The sequence below is a fragment of the Agromyces albus genome (assembly GCF_004134825.1).
Lineage (GTDB): Bacteria > Actinomycetota > Actinomycetes > Actinomycetales > Microbacteriaceae > Agromyces > Agromyces albus.
Genome location: NZ_SDPN01000026.1, coordinates 1 through 17,010, shown reverse-complemented (window position 1 = coordinate 17,010; position 17,010 = coordinate 1). Strand labels below are relative to the sequence as shown.

The window sequence follows — 17,010 nt, the reverse complement described above, 5'->3', positions numbered from 1 at the left end:
TGCTACCGCTGGCGACGTTCGCGCACGCGCATGTTGATGACGATCGGCGAACCCTGAAAGCCGTAGATCTCGCGCAGGCGACGCATGATGAAGCGGCGGTAGCCCGGGTCGAGGAAGCCGGTCGTGAACAGCACGAATGTCGGCGGGCGGCTCGCGGCCTGCGTGCCGAACAGGATGCGGGGCTGCTTGCCGCCGCGCACGGGGTGCGGGTGCTCTTGCGTGAGCTCGGTGAGGAACGCGTTGAACTTGCCGGTCGCGATGCGGGTGTCCCACGATTCGAGGGCGAGCTCGAGCGCGGGCACGAGCTTCTCGAGGTGGCGGCCGGTGCGCGCCGAGATGTTCACGCGCGGCGCCCACGCCACGTGGTGCAGGTCTTGCTCGATCTCGCGTTCGAGGTAGCGGCGACGGTCGTCGTCGAGGAGATCCCACTTGTTGAACGCGAGCACGAGTGCGCGGCCCGACTCGAGCACGAGGTCGATGATGCGCACGTCCTGCTCGGAGAGCGGCTGCGAGACGTCGAGCAGCACGACGGCCACTTCAGCCTTCTCGAGCGCCGCCTGGGTGCGAAGCGATGCGTAGAAGTCGGCGCCCTGCTGCAGGTGCACGCGACGACGGATGCCGGCGGTGTCGACGAAGCGCCAGATCTTGCCGCCGAGCTCGATCTGCTCGTCGACGGGGTCGCGAGTGGTGCCCGCGAGCTCGTTCACGACGACGCGCTCTTCGCCCGCCGCCTTGTTGAGCAGGCTCGACTTGCCGACGTTCGGGCGGCCGAGGATCGCCACGCGGCGCGGACCGCCGAACTCGTCTTTGGCAATCGCCGAGACCTGGGGCAGCACCTTGAATACGGCCTCGAGCATGTCGGCCACGCCTCGGCCGTGCAGAGCAGAGACCGGATACGGCTCGCCGAGACCGAGGTTCCAGAGCGCTGCGGCCTCGGACTCCTGGCGGGCGTCGTCGACCTTGTTCGCGAGCAGGAACACAGGGCGCTTGGTCTTGCGCAGCAGCCGCACGACGTGCTCGTCGGTGGACGTCGCGCCCACGGTGGCGTCGACGACGAAGAGCACGACGTCGGCGAGGTCGATCGCGACCTCGGCCTGGGCCGCGACGGATGCGTCGATGCCCTTCGCGTCGGGCTCCCATCCGCCGGTGTCGACGAGCGTGAAGCGCCGGTCGAGCCACTCGCCCTTGTAGGCCACGCGGTCGCGAGTGACGCCGGGGGTGTCTTCGACAACAGCCTCGCGGCGACCGAGGATGCGGTTCACGAGCGCCGACTTGCCCACGTTCGGGCGACCGACGATCGCGATGACCGGCAGCGCGGGGAGGTAGCGGATGCCCTCCTCGCCCTCCTCGGAGATCTCGAGCACGTCGAGGTCGTCTTCGTCGAGCTCGTAGTCGGCAAGGCCGGAGCGGAGCGCCGCGGCGCGCTGTTCGGCGAGTCCCTCATCGACGTCGGCGAGCCGCTCGGCGAGGTCGTCGTCGGGAGCGTCGAATTCTTCGCTCTGGTCGGTCATGGTGTCTCCTCTGAAGTCTGGATGCGCTCGGCCGCCACCTGCGGTGGGCTACTCGACCATCTGCGGCTGCGCGGTGCGGATGACGCCGATCACGGCCTCGACGGTCTGGTCGAAGTCGAGATCCGTCGAATCGACGGTGGTCACTCCCTCGGCGGCGGTCATGAAGTCGACGACCTTCGAGTCGGCCTGATCGCGCCTGCGCAGCTGCTCCCCCGCGGTATCGGCCGATGGGCCGACGAGCTCAGCGGAGCGCCTCGCTATTCTAACCGCCTCCGACGCGGTAAGGAGAATCCGCACGGGCGCATCGGGAGCGACGACCGTGGTGATGTCCCGCCCCTCCACCACGATGCCGGGCTTGGGCGTCGTCGCCATGCTGGCCCTGAAGAGCTCGATGAGGTGCGCCCGTACCTCGGGCACCCGCGCCACGCGGCTCACGACCGCCGAGATGGCGGGGTCGCGAATCGCCTCCGTCACGTCGACCTCGCCGACGTGCACGGCGTAGCCCGCCGGGTCGGTTCCGATGCGGTAGTCGAAGCTCGAGAGCGATGAGATGACGGATGCCGCGTCATCCGTATCGGCTCCGATCGCCAACGCATGCCACGCGAGCGCGCGATATGCCGCCCCCGTGTCGAGGAAGCCGAACCCGAGCCGGCGCGCGACCTCCTTCGAGATGCTCGACTTGCCGCTGCCGGCGGGGCCGTCGACGGCGACCACGAACGGGATGACGGGTGACACGTTCAACCTGCAATCCGCCAGCCGCGTGCGGCCAGCTCTTCGGTGAGGCGCTCGAGCACCTCGGGAAGCACGGAGATCTCGGCGAGGCCCACCTGGGCTCCCGGCGAGTGCTCGAGCCGCAAGTCCTCGATGTTCGCGCCGGCGTCGCCGACATCGTTGAAAAGGCGTGCGAGCTGCCCGGGGCGGTCTTCGACCATGACGATGAGGCTCGCGTAGCGGTGGTCGACGCCGTGCTTGCCCGGCAGTCGCTCGACGCCCGTGTTGCCGCCGAAGAGCTCCTCGGCGATGCGCCGGCGGGCGCCGGGGGCGTCCATGTTGTCGAGCGCGTCGATGAAGCGGTCGAGGTCGTCGCGGTAGCCGCGGAGGATGTCGGCGACCGGGGCCGCGTTCTGCCCGAGGATCTGCACCCACAGCTCGGGATCGCTCGCCGCGACGCGCGTGATGTCGCGAAGGCCCTGCCCAGCGAGGTTCACCGAGGAGTGCGGCGCGTCGATGAGGCGGCGTGCCATGAGGCTCGACACCACTTGCGGCACGTGCGAGATGAGCGCGACCGCCCGGTCGTGCTGCTCGGGCGTGAGCTCGACGAGCGTGGCGCCGAGATCGAGGATGAGATCGTCGATCGCCGAGCCGTCTTGGTACGACATGCCGCCGTGCGCCGCGACGACCCAGGGTCGCCCGACGAAGAGGTCGGCGCGTCCCGACATGGGCCCGCCGCGTTCGCGGCCGGCCATCGGGTGCGTACCGATGTAGCGGGAGAGGTCGGCGCCGCGCGCTGCGAGGTCGTCGTAGACGGCGAGCTTCACGCTCGCGACATCCGTGACGATCGCCTCGGGGTATGCCTCGAGCTCGGCTGCGACGACGTCAGCCGTGACGTCGGGCGGCACGCACACGACCACGAGCTGCGGCCGGTCGCCGGGCAGGGCGGCGCGCCCGGCCCCGTAGTCGATCGCGATCGCGAGATGCGTGGGCGACGCGTCGGCGAGGATGACGTCGATTCCCTTGGCGCGGAGCCCCAGGCCGATGCTCGCACCGAGCAGACCGACGCCGACGACGCGCACCGGCCCGATCAGGCGTGATTCGGCCACGACTCTCCTTCTCCCGGGCCGTCGCTGCCCTTCTGGCCAGCATCCGCGGCGCGAGAGATGGTGAGCAACTGGCCGAGTTCCACTTTAGTCAACTCGCGCATGGCGCCCGATTTCAGCGTTCCGAGGTTGAGCGGCCCGAAGCTGCGTCGCACGAGGTCGACGACCGGATGCCCCACGGCGTCGAGCATGCGCCGCACGATGCGGTTGCGACCCGAGTGCAGCGTGAGCTCGACCATCGAGTGGCGGTCGTCGCCCTGCTGCTGCAGGATGCGTGCGCGGTCGGCCTTGATGAATCCGTCGTCGAGCTCGATGCCGTTCTTCAGCTGCTGGATGACTTGGGGCGTCACCCGGCCGCGCACCTTGGCGATGTAGGTCTTCGAGACCCCGAACGAGGGATGGGCGAGCACGTGCGCGAGCTCGCCGTCGTTCGTGAGGATGAGCAGGCCGCTCGTCTCGGCGTCGAGGCGGCCCACGTTGAACACGCGGTCCTCGAGGTCGGCGGTGAACTGCGTGAGGTCGGGACGACCCTGTTCGTCGCGCATCGTCGAGACGACGCCGCGCGGCTTGTTGAGCATGTAGTAGCGCTTCGCCGCGTCGAGCTGCACGGCCACCCCGTCGACGGCGACCAGGTCGGTGGTCGGGTCGATGCGGTTGCCGAGCTCGGTGACGATGCGGCCGTTCACCTGCACGCGCCCCGCGACGATGAGCTCTTCGGAGACGCGGCGCGAGGCGACTCCCGCGGCGGCGAGCACCTTCTGCAGGCGGACGCCCTCGGGTGCATCAGCGCCCGGGCTCGTGCCCTTGTCGGGTGCATCAGCGCCCGGGCTCGTGCCCGTGTCGGGTGCGTCAGTCAAGATCGAATCCTTCCTGGCCGTCGTCGAGCAACGGCGAGATGTGCGGCAGCTCGTCGAGCGAGTTGATGCCGAGGTTGGTGAGCAGCAGGTCGGTGGTGCCATAGAGGATCGCGCCGGTCTCGGGGTCGCTCGACACCTCGGTGACGAGGCCGCGACCAAGCAGGGTGCGCACGACGGAGTCGACGTTCACTGCGCGGATCGAGGCGATCGACGACCGCGAGATGGGCTGCTTGTACGCGATCACCGAGAGGGTCTCGAGCGCCGCTTGCGAGAGACGCGTCGACGACTGGGTGAGCACGAAATCGGCGACGAGCGCGTCGTAGTCGGCGCGCACGTAGAAGCGCCAGCCGCCGCCCACCTCGCGAAGTTCGAAGCCGCGACGGATGCCGCGAGCCGTCGTCTCTTCGGCGGCGACGTCGGTGCGCGGCTCCCCCGACGTCGCGGTGCCGTCGTAGTCGGCACGAAGCCGCGCGATCGCGGCGCGCACCTCCGCCACGGGACGCGCGACGGCCGCCGCGAGGTGCACGACGCCCTGCGGCTCGTCGGCGATGAACAGGATCGCCTCGAGCGCCCGATCGATGTCGAGCTGCGGCTGGCCGGGCACGTCGAGCGGCGTCGAGATGGAGAACTCGGGTCCGTCGCTCTCGGCGACACCGCGCACGCCATCGACCTCGGTCGCGGCATCCGTCTCACTCGTCATAATCCGCTCCAAGGCTTTCGAGGTTGTCATCGGTCCAGGTCTCCGCAGCCCACCGCAGGGTCAGTTCGCCGAGCGGCTCGATCTGCTCGAAGCCGATGGCCGCGTGACGGTAGAGCTCGAGCACCGCAAGGAACCGCGCCACGACGACGCCCGGCTGCCCGACCCCCGCGATGAGCTCCCGGAAGGTCACGGGGTCGCCGCGCCGCAAGATCGACACGACATGGGCCGCTTGCTCGCGGATCGACACGAGCGGCGCGTGCAAGTGGTCGAGGCCGACGACGGGGATCTCCCTCGGCGTGAGCGCGAGGGTGGCGAGCGCTGCGAAGTCCTCTGCGCTCAGCGTCCAGACGAGCTCGGGCGAACGCTGGCGGAATTGTTCCTCGAGCCGCACGTTGCGGGGATGCCTCGACGACTCGGCTTCGAGGTGCGTGGAGAACCAGCGCGCCACCTCCTTGAAGGCACGGTACTGGAGCAGGCGGGCGAAGAGCAGGTCGCGGGCCTCGAGGAGTGCGACGTCTTCGGCGTCGACGAGTTCGCCTTGCGGCAGCAGCCCGGCGACCTTCAGGTCGAGCAGGGTCGCCGCGACCACGAGGAACTCCGACGCGCGGTCGAGCTCCTCCTCGGAGTCGACACCGCGCAAGTAGGAGATGAACTCGTCGGTCACGGCCGAGAGCGAGACCTCGGTGATGTCGAGCTCATGCTTCGCGATGAGCGAGAGCAACAGGTCGAACGGACCCTCGAAGTTCGAGAGGGCGACCCGGAATCCCGCGTCGGATGCCTCGGCCGCGCCAACTTCTCCGGGCCCCGTCGCGCCGGGCACGCGTTGTTCGGAAGCCGAAGCCGCCTCAGGCGACCGCGCCACGGAAGACCAGCTCCCTGGCGAGCTGCCGGTACGCCTTCGACGCCTGGTGCTCGGGGGCGAACTCGGTGATTGGGGTCGCGGCGACCGTGGCGTCGGGGAACTTCACGGTGCGCGTGATGACGGTCTCGAGCACTTGCTCGCCGAAGGCGTCGACGACCCGCTCGAGCACCTCACGCGAGTGCAGCGTGCGTGCGTCGTACATCGTCGCGAGGATGCCGTCGAGCTCGATCGCGGGGTTCAGCCGGTCGCGCACCTTGTCGATGGTCTCGATGAGCAGCGCCACGCCGCGCAGGGCGAAGTACTCGCACTCGAGCGGGATGACGACGCCGTGGCTCGCGGTGAGCGCGTTGACGGTGAGCAGGCCGAGCGAGGGCTGGCAGTCGATGAGGATGACGTCGTAGTCGGAGGCGACGCGGCGCAGCACCCCCGCGAGGATCTGCTCTCGAGCGACCTCGTTGACGAGATGCACTTCAGCGGCCGAGAGGTCGATGTTCGCGGGGATCACGTCGAGGTTCGCGGTGCCGGTCTGCTGGATCGCGTCAGCCGGTTCGAACTTTCGCGACAGCAGCAGGTCGTAGATCGTGGGCACGTCGTGCGTCGGCACGCCGAGACCCGCCGAGAGCGCGCCCTGCGGGTCGAAGTCGACCGCGAGCACCCGGCGGCCGGCCTCGGCGAGCGTGGCGCCGAGGTTGATGGTCGTCGTCGTCTTGCCGACGCCGCCCTTCTGGTTGCAGAGGGCGATGATGCGAGCGGGCCCGTGCGAGGTGAGCGGCGCGGGCTCGGGGAAATCGCGGTGGGTGCGACCCGTGGGACCGAGCTCCGGCTCCAGCGAAGCGATTCCGTCCGCTGGATCGTGCGTCTGGTACGTCACGTGTCGTCTCTCTCCTGGTCGGGCGTGTGCTTGGTCGATTCTAGCGAGCACGGGGGTGGGCCGCCGTGTACATCTCCCGGAGTGTGTCAGCTGTGACGAGCGTGTAGATCTGCGTGGTCGCCACCGACGAGTGGCCGAGCAGCTCCTGCACGACGCGCACGTCGGCGCCGCCCTCGAGCAGATGCGTCGCGAACGAGTGCCGCAGGGTGTGCGGGGAGACGGATGCCGCGAGTCCGGCCCGCTCGGCGGCACGGTGGATCGACGACCAGGCGGACTGTCGCGACATCCGCCTCCCGCGAAGCCCCAGGAAGAGCGCGGGCGTGGAGGTGCCGCGCATCGAGAGCAGCGGGCGCGCCCGCACGAGGTACGCGTCGACGGCGCGCCGGGCGTAGCTGCCGAGGGGCACGATGCGCTGCTTGCCGCCCTTGCCGAAGAGGCGGATCACCTCGTCGTCGACGAGGTCGTCGACGTTCAGCGACACGGCTTCGGAGACGCGTGCACCGGTGGCGTAGAGCAGCTCGAGCAGGGCCGTGTCGCGCAGCTCCGCGACCTCCTCGCCGCCGGCCGCGGCGATGAGCGCCTCGACGTCTTCGATCGGGATGGCCTTGGGCAGCCGCATGGGCAGCTTCGGCGGGCGCAGGTCGCGCGAGACATCCGTGGGGATCGTCCCCTCTTCGGTGAGAAAGCGGTGCAGGCCCCGCACGGCCGAGAGCACTCGCGCGATCGACGACGTCGCGAGCGGCGGCACGCGCTCAGACCCGAGGAAGCGCACGAAGTCGGCGAGGTCCTGCTCGGTCGCGGCGCCCGGGCCGTCGAGGCCGCGGGCGAGCAGCCACTCGGCGTAGATTGCGAGGTCACGCCGGTAGGAGGTGATGGTGTTGCGCGCGAGGCCGCGTTCCACGGCGAGGTGCCGCAGGTACACGTCGACCGGCGTCGCCGGGGTCATGGCGCTGCGGGCTCCCGCCGCGGGGTCGATCGGCCCGGCCACGCGGCATCCGCGGGACCGAGGCTCTGCCATGCGCGGGTTCGCGCGGTGTGCGCGGCGAGCACCCCGATCGCGAGCGACGGGTTCTGCAGGCGACGCGCGAGCACGGCATCGACGCACTCGTCGAGTGGCACCCAGCGGATCTCCATGTCGGCCTCCTCGTCTTCGCGGGCGAAGACGTCGGCGGTCGCGGTGAGGCCGCGTGCGAGGTAGATGCGGATCGCCTCATCGCTGCCGCCCGGCGACGTGAAGAAGTCGACGAGCACGGCCCACTCGGATGCCTCGAGGTCGGCCTCCTCGGCGAGCTCGCGCTTCGCCGCGGCGAGCGGATCCTCCCCGTGAACATCGAGCAGCCCCGCGGGGATCTCCCAGTCGCGAGTGCGCACCGGGTGCCGGTACTGCTTGATGAGGAACGCGCGATCGTCGTCGTCGAGCGCGAGCACCGCGACCGCGCCGGGGTGATCGACGTACTCGCGCTCGATGCGTGCGCCGCCGAGCTCGAACGCGTCACGGCGGATGTCCCAGACGCGCCCGTCGAACACCCGCTCGCTGTCGAGCACGGGCACGTCGACCGGTTCGTCGGCGAGCGGCTCAGCCACGGTTGACATCGAACAGGAGGCTCGCGCGCTGGCGCTCGAGCGCCGCGCCGACGAGTCCGCGGAAAAGCGGGTGCGGGTCGTTCGGCCGGCTGCGGAGCTCGGGATGGGCCTGCGTGCCGACGTAGAACGGGTGCACGTCGCGGGGAAGCTCGACGAACTCGACGAGATGCCGGTCGGGCGACATGCCCGAGAACTCGAGGCCTGCCTCCGCGATACGGTCGCGGAAGGAGTTGTTGACCTCGTAGCGGTGCCGGTGCCGCTCGGAGACCTCCGACGAACCGTAGAGCTCGGCGGCGAGGGAGCCCTCGGTGAGCTTCGCCGGGTAGAGCCCGAGGCGCATCGTGCCGCCGAGGTCGCCGCCGGCGATGATCTCGACCTGCTCCTCCATCGTCGCGATGACGGGGAACTGCGTGTCGGGATCGAACTCGCTCGACGAGGCGCCGGGGAGCCCGACGACGTTGCGGGAGTACTCGATGACCATGCACTGCAGGCCGAGGCAGAGGCCGAGCGCCGGAAGGCCGTTCTCACGGGCGAAGCGCAGCGCGCCGAGCTTGCCCTCGATGCCGCGCACGCCGAACCCGCCGGGCACGCAGATGCCGTCGAGGTGGGCGAGGTGCTTCTGGGCGCCTTCGGGCGTCTGGCACTCGTCGGAGGGGATCCACTCGAGGTTGACCTTGGTGTCGTTCGCGAAGCCGCCGGCACGCAACGCCTCGGTGACCGAGAGGTAGGCGTCGGGCAGGTCGATGTACTTGCCGACGAGACCGATCGTGACCTCGTGCTTCGGCTCGTGCACGACGCGGAGCAGTTCACTCCAGCCCGACCAGTCGACGTCGTCGGCCTCGAGTCCGAGCGACTCGATGATGTAGGCGTCGAGTCCCTGCTCGTGGAGCATCGTGGGGATGTCGTAGATGCTCGCCACGTCGACCGCGTTCACGACGGCGGCCTCGTCGACGTCGCACATGAGCGCGATCTTCCGCTTGTTCGCGTCGGTCACGGGCCGGTCGCTGCGGAGCACGAGTGCGTCGGGCTGGATGCCGATCGAGCGGAGCGCTGCGACGGAGTGCTGGGTGGGCTTCGTCTTCTGCTCGCCCGACGCACCCATGTAGGGCACGAGCGAGACGTGCACGAAGAACACGTTCTTGCGGCCGAGCTCATGGCGCACCTGGCGGGCCGACTCGATGAACGGCTGCGATTCGATGTCACCGACGGTGCCGCCGATCTCGGTGATGATGACGTCGGGCTTCGGCGTCTCAGCGGCCTGCAGGCGCATGCGGCGCTTGATCTCGTCGGTGATGTGCGGAATGACCTGCACGGTGTCGCCGAGGTATTCGCCGCGGCGCTCCTTGGCGATCACGGTCGAGTAGATCTGGCCGGTGGTCACGTTCGCCGCCTGGCTGAGGTTGATGTCGAGGAAGCGCTCGTAGTGCCCGATGTCGAGGTCGGTCTCGGCGCCGTCGTCGGTCACGAAGACCTCGCCGTGCTGGAACGGGTTCATCGTGCCCGGATCGACGTTGAGATACGGGTCGAGTTTCTGCATGACGACCCGCAATCCGCGGGCCGTCAGGAGATTGCCCAGGCTTGCGGCCGTGAGACCCTTGCCCAACGAAGAAACGACACCACCCGTCACAAAGATGTGCTTGGTCGTGTCGTTCGAATTGTCTCTGCCGCGTTGATCCACCACGGGCTTATAGTCTAACCGACGTTCTCGATCGTTCCGCACGACATGCCCCACTCGCTCCCCCTGTCTGCTCGGGATCGACTCCCGACCCCGTGTTCGAACGGCGCTCGGCCGCACATCTCATGCCACGCGAACGGCGGCGATCTCCAGGAGTTCACGGGCGTGCGCGAGTCCGCTCGCCGAGTCGGCGAGTCCCGAAAGCAGTCTCGCCATCTCCGCCTCGCGCTCGGCGCCGCCGAGCTGGCGCACGCTCGACGACGTGACCCGCCCGTCGGTGCCCTTCACCACGCTCAAGTGGTTCGTCGCGAATGCCGCGACTTGGGCGAGGTGGGTCACGACGATCACCTGTGATCGCTCGGCGAGTCGTGCGAGGCGCCGTCCGATCTCGATCGCGGCTGCGCCGCCGACGCCGGCGTCGACCTCGTCGAAGACGAACGTGGGCACGGGATCGGTGCCGCCGATGACGACCTCGATCGCGAGCATGACGCGCGAGAGCTCGCCTCCGGATGCACCGCGCGAGACGGGCCTCGGCTCTGCGCCGGGGTGGGGGCTGAGCAGGATCGCCACGTTGTCGCGGCCGTGTGCAGCCGGCTCGAGCGTCGGCTCGACCGTGACGGAGAGCGACGCGTCGGGCATCGCAAGGGCGCCCAGTTCGGCGGTGACGGCCGCAGCGAGCGTGCTGGCAGCTGCACTGCGCAGCTCGGTGAGCCGGCTCGCGCACCGATCGACCTCGGCCTCGAGCTCGACGACGGATGCCTCGAGCTCGGCGATGCGCTCATCGTCGCCCTCGAGCTCGAGCAGTCGCAGCCCGCCCGCGCTCCGGAACTCGAGCACGTCGTCGAGCGTGCCGCCGTGCCGCCGGATGAGGCCGCCGAGCACCGCGCGCCGCTCCTGCACGATCTCGAGCTCTCGCGCGCCGTCGGCGTCGAGTCCGGTGAGGTAGCCCGAGAGCTCGACGGCGGCATCGGCAAGGAGGAAGCCGGCGCTCTTCAGGGCCTCGGCGATCGGTGCGAGCGTGGCGTCGTGGGCGACGACGCGCTCGAGGTGACGGCGTGCGCCGTCGATGAGCGCCACCGCGTCGGGGGCGTCGTCGATCAGCTCGTCGGCCGAGATCAGGGTGCGCGATTGCACCGCCGCCAAGCGGAGGTCTTCGAGATTCGAGAGGCGGTCGGCGCGCTCCTGCAGTTCGGCGTCTTCGCCCGGCTGCGGGTCGGCGGCTTCGACCTCGTCGAGCGCCGCGCGCAGCTCGTCGGCCTCGCGGGCTCGGGCATCGTGCGCCTCGCGGAGCCTGACGAGCTCGGCCGCATCGGTTCTCCACTTGGTGAAGACGGTTCGGTACTCGTCGAGGACGACCTGGAGCTCGGGTCCGGCGAAGCGATCGAGCGCTTCGCGCTGCGCCACCGCCGATCGGAGTCGCTGCTGGTCGGCTTGGCCGTGGACGACGACGAGTTGGTCGCCCAACTCGCCCAGCACCCCGACGGGTGCACTGCGGCCGCCGACGACCGCGCGGCTGCGTCCCTCGGCTGAGACCGACCGGCCGAGCAGGAGCTCGCCGGCCTCGATCTCGCCGCCGGTCTCGGCGACGCGCTCGGCGATCGCCCCGTCGTCGGAGACGAGCCAGCGTCCCTCGACCCAGGCCTGCTTCGCACCGGAGCGCACCGCACCCGCGTCGGCCCTGGAACCGAGCAACAGGCCCAGCGCGGTGACCACCATCGTCTTTCCGGCGCCGGTCTCACCCGTGACGGCGGTGAAACCGGGCCCGAGCGGCAGGGTCGCCTCGGCGATCACGCCGAGATCGCGGATGCCGAGTTCCTCAATCATGACAGCCTTCAATCACGGCCCACCGGTCCTCGCCACCCGGTCACCGGGAGCTGGAACTTGTTCACGAGCCGATCGGTGAACGGTGCTTCGTGGAGCCGAGCGAGTCGCACGGGAACCGGCGACTTGCGCACGATGACCCGGGCTCCGGGCGGCAGGTTGAACGAGCGCCGACCGTCGCACCAGATCACCGCGGAGGCCTCGGTGCGCTGCAGGATCTCGACAGCGAGCGATGATTCGGGGCCGACGACGAGAGGTCGGGCGAAGAGTGCATGCGCGCTCAGCGGCACGAGGAGGAGCGCTTCGAGGCTCGGCCACACGACAGGGCCGCCCGCAGAGAACGAGTACGCCGTGGAGCCCGTGGGTGTCGACATGACCACGCCATCGCACCCGAAGGTGGAGAGCGGCCGGCGGTCGACCTCGATGACCACCTCGAGCATCCGCTCGCGTTCGGCCTTCTCGACGGTCACCTCGTTGAGCGCCCAGCTCTCGTAGACCACCTCATTGCCGACCTTGGCTCGCACCGAGAGCGTCATCCGCTCTTCGACCGTGTAGTCACGTGCGAGCGCCCGGGCGACCGTATAGCCGAGGTCGTCGCGCTCGCTCTCGGCGAGGAAGCCGACGTGGCCGAGGTTCACTCCGAGCAGGGCCACCGGGTAATCGCGCATCAACTCCGCGCCGCGGAGGATCGTGCCGTCGCCGCCGAGCACGATGACGAGTTCGATCTGGGCGGGATCGACCTCTTCGAACCGCTTCACGGCGCCGTTCAGCTCGGGCACGAACGAGTGCACGTCTTCCCAGTGCTCGGCCGCGATGACCGGCACGGCGCCTGCTGCGAGGAGCTGAGTGCACACCTCACCCGTCGCTTCGAGCGCTGCCTGACGGCCGGTGTGGGAGACCACGAGGAAGTGCCGTGCGTCATTCACGCGTTCGTTCCTCCTGCCAGCTGCTCCACCCGACGCATCCATTCTGTCGGATTCACACCCTCGTCGGCGCTGAGATGCACGAGGTACTCACGATTGCCGTGGGCGCCCGCGATTGGGGAGGACAAGATTCCGACCGTGCCGAGGCCCAGGTCGAACGCCGCCCACAGCACGTTCGCGATCGCCTCCGAACGCAGCGCCGCGTCGCGCACCACGCCTTCCCGCACTCCCCCGCGACCCACTTCGAACTGGGGTTTCACGAGGAGCACGAAATCGGATGCCGGAGCCGCGGTCGCCCGCAACGCAGGCAACACCGTCGTCAGAGAGATGAACGACAGGTCGGCCGCCACGAGCGTGGGCTGCTCTGCGACCCCGGTCAGCTCCGCGAGCGAAGCGGCGTCGAGATTGCGCACGTTGCAGCCTTCGACGAGCACGAGGCCCGGCGCATCAAGCAGCTCGGGAGCGAGCTGGCCGTGACCGACGTCGACCGCGAGCACGGTGCGCGCACCGCGCTCGAGCAGCACCTGGCTGAATCCGCCGGTCGAGGCGCCCGCGTCGAGCACCACGCGGCCGGCGGGCGACACGTCGAATCCGTCGAGCGCGGCGATGAGCTTGTGCGCGGCCCGGCTGACATAGTGATCGGATGTCGCGACCTCGAGTCGCGCATCGTCAGACACCTTCAGCGCTGCCTTCACGGCGGGCCGGCCGTTGACCGTCACAAGCCCGGCGTCGATGAGCGAAGCAGCGTGGGTGCGGGAGCGTGCGAGTCCGCGAGCGGCGAGGGCGGCGTCGAGTCGCTGTTCGACCATGTCTCAGCCGGTGTGACGCGACGAATCGGACGGTCGCGACGGGTCGGACTGCTCGAGCTCGATGCGAAGCCGGTCGGCGAGCGCCTGGTAGCCGGGTGCGCGCTCGGCGAGCGGAAGCGCCTCGATGTCGCTGAGAGCGGCAGTCGTCTCGTCGGATGCCGCTGCGTGCGCCGCCGCCGACGATGAAGCGGAATCGCCCGTTTCGAGCTCGCCAGGCTCGTCGTCGCGGATCGGCTCGTCAGTGCTCACCTGTTCAACGCTACCGTGCGTCGGCGACACGTCGCCCTCGTCGCGACGATGGGCTGCGGAAACCTCGCGCGCCGGTCGCTGCTCAGGCGTACAACCGCGGCGGCACGTCGAGGGCGTGGATGGCGATGCCCGACTGCCAGATGGCAGTGCAGGCGGCACGGAGGAGATCGAGTCCACCGTCCCCCTCGTCCGCGATCACGACACGCCTGCCGTCGAGGCGCACGCGCGCACCGCCGACGCGGATGGCGCCGTCGCGCACCTGCTCGGCTGCCGGATAGGGCTCGTGCAGCCCGCGCAGGTCGGCGAGGATGAAGTCTGGGCGGCTCGAGGCATCCGCTGCGAGCAGTTGTTTCGCGCGGTCGATGCCGGTGAGCACCACCGCGCTCGTCATGCCGGCGCGGTTCGCGCCCAGAATGTCGGTGTCGAGGCGATCGCCGACGACGAGCGGGCGTTCGCTCGCGAAGCGGCGGCGTGCCTCCTCGAAGATCGGTGTCTCGGGCTTGCCGGCGACGAGCGGGAACCGCCCGACGGCGGTGTGCACCGCCGAGACCAGGGTGCCGTTGCCCGGGGCGATGCCACGGGCCACGGGGATGGTCCAGTCCATGTTCGTCGCGATCCACGGGATACCGCCCGTGACATCCGGTCCGCCGTGCGCGTTCAGCGCGAACGCCGCCTCGGCGAGCTCGCGCCAGCCGACCTCGGGAGCGAAGCCCTGCACGACGGCGTCTGGCGCGTCATCCGCGGATCGCGTCACGCGATAACCGCGCTTGCCGAGCTCAGTGACGATGCCCTCGCCGCCCACCACGAGCACGAGCGCTCCCGGCGAGACGTGCTCGTCGAGCAGGGTCATGGCCGCTTGCGGCGACGTGACGACGTCGGTCGGCACGACGTCGAGTCCCAGCTCCGCGAGATGAAGGGCGACGGATGCATCGCTTCGCGAGGCGTTGTTCGTGATGTACCCGACGGCCCGCTCGCTCTTGGTGAGATTGAGGCTGTCGACCGCGTACGGAATCGCGTGGGCGCCCGCATAGACGACGCCGTCGAGGTCGGCGAACACGGCATCGACCCCGTCGAGCGGGGTCGCCGCGTCAGTCCTCGTTCCGAACAGGCCCATCGGGCGCACCCTCCGTGTCGTCGGCGCCTCCGGCGGCGTCGAGTTCTGCACCCTCGGCGAGCACCGCGGCGACATCGTCCTCGAGCACGGCACCGGGATCGAAGTCGTCCCCGTCGTCGTCGACCGTGTCGTCGGGCCTCGCCCGCTCGCCGGCCTCCGACTCGGCGTCGTCGGGCACTTCAGCCTCGATACTGACGTCGGCGTCGTCGGTCACGCCCGCCTCGGTCTCGTCGGCTTCAGCGGGCTCGTCGGCTTCGATCGACTCGTCGCGTGAATCCGCAGGAGCTGTCGTCGTCGGCACCTCGTCCTCGTCCTCGAGTTCGACCTCGAAGATCTCGAACACCTCGGATTCAGCGGGCCCGCCGAGCGCCGCCTCTGCGCGTTCGGCGCGGGCGCGCCACGTCGCGGCATCCGCCTTCCGGCCGAGCTCTTCGAGCACCTCCGCGTACGCGGAGAACAGCGCCGGGCTGTATGAGAAGGCGCGATCGGGTTCGAGCTGCGGGATCTCGAGTTCGGCCAGCGCGAGTTCAGGCTGGCCGAGGTCGAGGCGCGCGCCCGACATCGCGATGGCGAGGCCCACCTGCACCGCAGGCGCGAGCTCGGCACGATCGACGGCACGTCCGACCTCGAGCGCGCGGTCGGGGCGACCGACGCCGCGTTCGCTGTCGACCATGAGCGGCAACTGGTCGTTCTTGCCGGAGATCCGGCGGTACGTGCGCAGTTCACGCAGCGCGAGTGCGAAGTCACCCGTCGCGTACGCCGTGATCGCGAGCGTCTCGCGCACGACGGCGATACGACCGGCCCGACGGCCGGCTGAGAGCGCGTGCTCGTGGGCGAGCTCGGGGTCGTCTTCGAGGAGTTCAGATGCCGCGACGAGATGGCGTGCCACCCAATCCGCGTTCTCCTTGCTCAGCGTGCGCAGCTCGCCACGCGCGCTCTTGTCGAGGTCGCGCGCTTCGATGCGTTCGGGGATCTCGGGCGCATCGTGACGCGGACGGATCGCGAGGTCGCTGGCTCCGAACGTCTCGCGCGGCTCGTCGCGATGTCCGCCCCGCGCATCGGGGCGACCGCCTGCACCGCCACGACGGTCGTCGGACCGGCCTGCGCCGCCGTAGGGACGCTTCGCATCGCGGTCCCCGTATGGACGCTTCGCGTCGCGGTCACCATACGGGCGCTTCGCATCACGGTCCCCATACGCCGGACGCTTCGCATCACGATCACCGTACGAACGCTTCTCGCCACGATCGATCGACGGGCGCTTCGCGTCACGGTCGAAAGGACGCTTCGCATCACGGTCACCATATGCCGGACGCTTCGCGTCCCGGTCACCATACGTCGACGGACGCTTCGCATCCCGGTCACCGTAGGGGCGCTTCTCGCCACGTTCCGTGGACGGACGCTTTGCATCACGGTCACCGAATGGACGCTTCGCATCACGGTCATAGGGACGCTTTGCGTCACGGTCACCGTACGGCGGACGCTTTGCGTCACGGTCACCATAGGGCGGACGCTTCTCACCACGGTCCGTCGCGGGACGCTTCGCGTCGCGGTCGCCGTACGGACGCTTCGCATCGCGGTCATACGGACGCTTCGCGTCGCGGTCACCGTACGGCGGACGCTTCTCACCACGGTCCGTCGCGGGACGCTTCGCGTCGCGGTCACCGTACGGGCGCTTGTCGCCGCGATCCGTTGAGGGCCGCTTCGCTGGGCCGCCGGTCCGCCCTGCTGCACCACCGCCAGCGCCGTGCGGTCGCTCGGATCGCTTCGGACGCTCCTGGTCCCCCGAGTCATGCCTGGAATCGCTCACGATTGTCCTGTCGTATGTGGAGTTCTCGTCGAACTCAACCGTACTCGGCCGACATCGGATACCGGCCTTAACGCAGAATGGCCACCCGTCTTCGGGTGGCCATTCCACTTAATGATTGTCCGGCGGTGTCCTACTCTCCCACAGGGTCGCCCCTGCAGTACCATCGGCGCTGCGAGTCTTAGCTTCCGGGTTCGGAATGTGTCCGGGCGTTTCCCTCGCGCTATGGCCGCCGAAACTCTAGCCACACCCGCTGCCAACGTGGTGGTGGGGTGTGTGGTCTCGGTGACCCGCCCGACAACCGGGAAACGACCGGGGGTCGTTTTCGGGTGTGGGCAGGGTGGTGCTGTGTTGAGTTATGTTGTGGTCTGTTTCCGTCTGAAGGGAACCACAGAGTGGACGCGAGCAATCTT

General features: G+C 69.5%; 17 protein-coding genes and 1 rRNA gene. 1 reads left to right on the top strand and 17 read right to left on the bottom strand.

Features of this window, described 5'->3' with window-relative positions:
- Positions 1-2 precede the first annotated feature (2 nt).
- The 16 genes from der to ESP51_RS13385 form a co-directional block, all read right to left on the bottom strand.
- Entirely contained in the window at positions 3-1,511 is a 1,509-nt protein-coding gene (gene der, locus ESP51_RS13460; RefSeq protein WP_129521411.1) for a ribosome biogenesis GTPase Der, read from the bottom strand.
- Between the two features lie 48 nt (positions 1,512-1,559).
- The gene (gene cmk / locus ESP51_RS13455; protein WP_241843162.1) at positions 1,560-2,252 is read right to left on the bottom strand and encodes a (d)CMP kinase; all 693 of its coding nucleotides are present in this window, start codon (positions 2,250-2,252) and stop codon (positions 1,560-1,562) included.
- The gene (locus ESP51_RS13450) at positions 2,249-3,331 is read right to left on the bottom strand and encodes a prephenate dehydrogenase (protein ID WP_164990517.1); all 1,083 of its coding nucleotides are present in this window, start codon (positions 3,329-3,331) and stop codon (positions 2,249-2,251) included. Before ESP51_RS13450 ends, cmk begins: the two co-directional genes overlap by 4 nt.
- Positions 3,313-4,185, bottom strand: coding sequence for a pseudouridine synthase (locus ESP51_RS13445; RefSeq protein WP_422386850.1), 873 nt, complete (start codon positions 4,183-4,185; stop codon positions 3,313-3,315). Before ESP51_RS13445 ends, ESP51_RS13450 begins: the two co-directional genes overlap by 19 nt.
- Positions 4,178-4,885: an SMC-Scp complex subunit ScpB gene (gene scpB, locus ESP51_RS13440; RefSeq protein ID WP_129521409.1), complete on the bottom strand. Its 708-nt coding sequence runs from the start codon at positions 4,883-4,885 to the stop codon at positions 4,178-4,180. Before scpB ends, ESP51_RS13445 begins: the two co-directional genes overlap by 8 nt.
- Positions 4,875-5,705, bottom strand: coding sequence for a segregation and condensation protein A (locus ESP51_RS13435; RefSeq protein ID WP_129521408.1), 831 nt, complete (start codon positions 5,703-5,705; stop codon positions 4,875-4,877). Before ESP51_RS13435 ends, scpB begins: the two co-directional genes overlap by 11 nt.
- 25 nt (positions 5,706-5,730) lie before the next feature.
- Positions 5,731-6,618 (bottom strand): ParA family protein, encoded by an 888-nt coding sequence (locus ESP51_RS13430; protein ID WP_129521407.1) that lies wholly within the window; start codon positions 6,616-6,618, stop codon positions 5,731-5,733.
- Between the two features lie 40 nt (positions 6,619-6,658).
- Positions 6,659-7,564: a site-specific tyrosine recombinase XerD gene (gene xerD, locus ESP51_RS13425; protein ID WP_129521441.1), complete on the bottom strand. Its 906-nt coding sequence runs from the start codon at positions 7,562-7,564 to the stop codon at positions 6,659-6,661.
- Positions 7,561-8,211, bottom strand: a complete 651-nt coding sequence (locus tag ESP51_RS13420) for an NUDIX domain-containing protein (protein ID WP_129521406.1) — start codon at positions 8,209-8,211, stop codon at positions 7,561-7,563. The genes xerD and ESP51_RS13420 overlap by 4 nt, the downstream gene beginning before the upstream one ends.
- Positions 8,195-9,880, bottom strand: coding sequence for a CTP synthase (locus tag ESP51_RS13415; RefSeq protein WP_129521440.1), 1,686 nt, complete (start codon positions 9,878-9,880; stop codon positions 8,195-8,197). The genes ESP51_RS13420 and ESP51_RS13415 overlap by 17 nt, the downstream gene beginning before the upstream one ends.
- A 120-nt stretch (positions 9,881-10,000) precedes the next feature.
- Positions 10,001-11,701 carry a DNA repair protein RecN gene (recN, locus tag ESP51_RS13410; protein WP_129521405.1) on the bottom strand — a complete coding sequence of 567 codons (1,701 nt, stop codon included), beginning with the start codon at positions 11,699-11,701 and terminating at the stop codon, positions 10,001-10,003.
- 8 nt (positions 11,702-11,709) lie between these two features.
- Positions 11,710-12,666 (bottom strand): NAD kinase, encoded by a 957-nt coding sequence (locus tag ESP51_RS13405; protein ID WP_129521404.1) that lies wholly within the window; start codon positions 12,664-12,666, stop codon positions 11,710-11,712.
- Entirely contained in the window at positions 12,621-13,430 is an 810-nt protein-coding gene (locus ESP51_RS13400) for a TlyA family RNA methyltransferase (protein WP_129521403.1), read from the bottom strand. The genes ESP51_RS13405 and ESP51_RS13400 overlap by 46 nt, the downstream gene beginning before the upstream one ends.
- A gap of 3 nt (positions 13,431-13,433) precedes the next feature.
- Positions 13,434-13,679 (bottom strand): hypothetical protein, encoded by a 246-nt coding sequence (locus ESP51_RS13395; RefSeq protein ID WP_129521402.1) that lies wholly within the window; start codon positions 13,677-13,679, stop codon positions 13,434-13,436.
- A gap of 82 nt (positions 13,680-13,761) precedes the next feature.
- Positions 13,762-14,793, bottom strand: a complete 1,032-nt coding sequence (locus tag ESP51_RS13390) for an HAD-IIA family hydrolase (RefSeq protein WP_129521401.1) — start codon at positions 14,791-14,793, stop codon at positions 13,762-13,764.
- Positions 14,768-15,682, bottom strand: coding sequence for a hypothetical protein (locus tag ESP51_RS13385; protein ID WP_129521400.1), 915 nt, complete (start codon positions 15,680-15,682; stop codon positions 14,768-14,770). Before ESP51_RS13385 ends, ESP51_RS13390 begins: the two co-directional genes overlap by 26 nt.
- Here ESP51_RS13385 and ESP51_RS13380 point away from each other — a divergent pair.
- Positions 15,623-16,486, top strand: coding sequence for a hypothetical protein (locus ESP51_RS13380; protein ID WP_129521399.1), 864 nt, complete (start codon positions 15,623-15,625; stop codon positions 16,484-16,486). The two genes, ESP51_RS13385 and ESP51_RS13380, sit on opposite strands and share 60 nt — an antisense overlap.
- A gap of 231 nt (positions 16,487-16,717) precedes the next feature.
- Here the strand turns inward: ESP51_RS13380 and rrf are convergent.
- Positions 16,718-16,834 (bottom strand): 5S ribosomal RNA (gene rrf / locus ESP51_RS13375).
- Positions 16,835-17,010 lie beyond the last annotated feature (176 nt).

Bases quoted from the DNA above. Each gene is read 5' to 3' on its own strand.
- der (WP_129521411.1), bottom strand. From the start codon at position 1,511: ATGACCGACCAGAGCGAAGAATTCGACGCTCCCGACGACGACCTCGCC.
- scpB (WP_129521409.1), bottom strand. From the start codon at position 4,885: ATGACGAGTGAGACGGATGCCGCGACCGAGGTCGATGGCGTGCGCGGT.
- xerD (WP_129521441.1), bottom strand. From the start codon at position 7,564: ATGACCCCGGCGACGCCGGTCGACGTGTACCTGCGGCACCTCGCCGTG.
- ESP51_RS13420 (WP_129521406.1), bottom strand. From the start codon at position 8,211: ATGTCAACCGTGGCTGAGCCGCTCGCCGACGAACCGGTCGACGTGCCC.
- recN (WP_129521405.1), bottom strand. From the start codon at position 11,701: ATGATTGAGGAACTCGGCATCCGCGATCTCGGCGTGATCGCCGAGGCG.
- ESP51_RS13405 (WP_129521404.1), bottom strand. From the start codon at position 12,666: ATGGATGCGTCGGGTGGAGCAGCTGGCAGGAGGAACGAACGCGTGAAT.
- ESP51_RS13400 (WP_129521403.1), bottom strand. From the start codon at position 13,430: ATGGTCGAACAGCGACTCGACGCCGCCCTCGCCGCTCGCGGACTCGCA.
- ESP51_RS13390 (WP_129521401.1), bottom strand. From the start codon at position 14,793: ATGGGCCTGTTCGGAACGAGGACTGACGCGGCGACCCCGCTCGACGGG.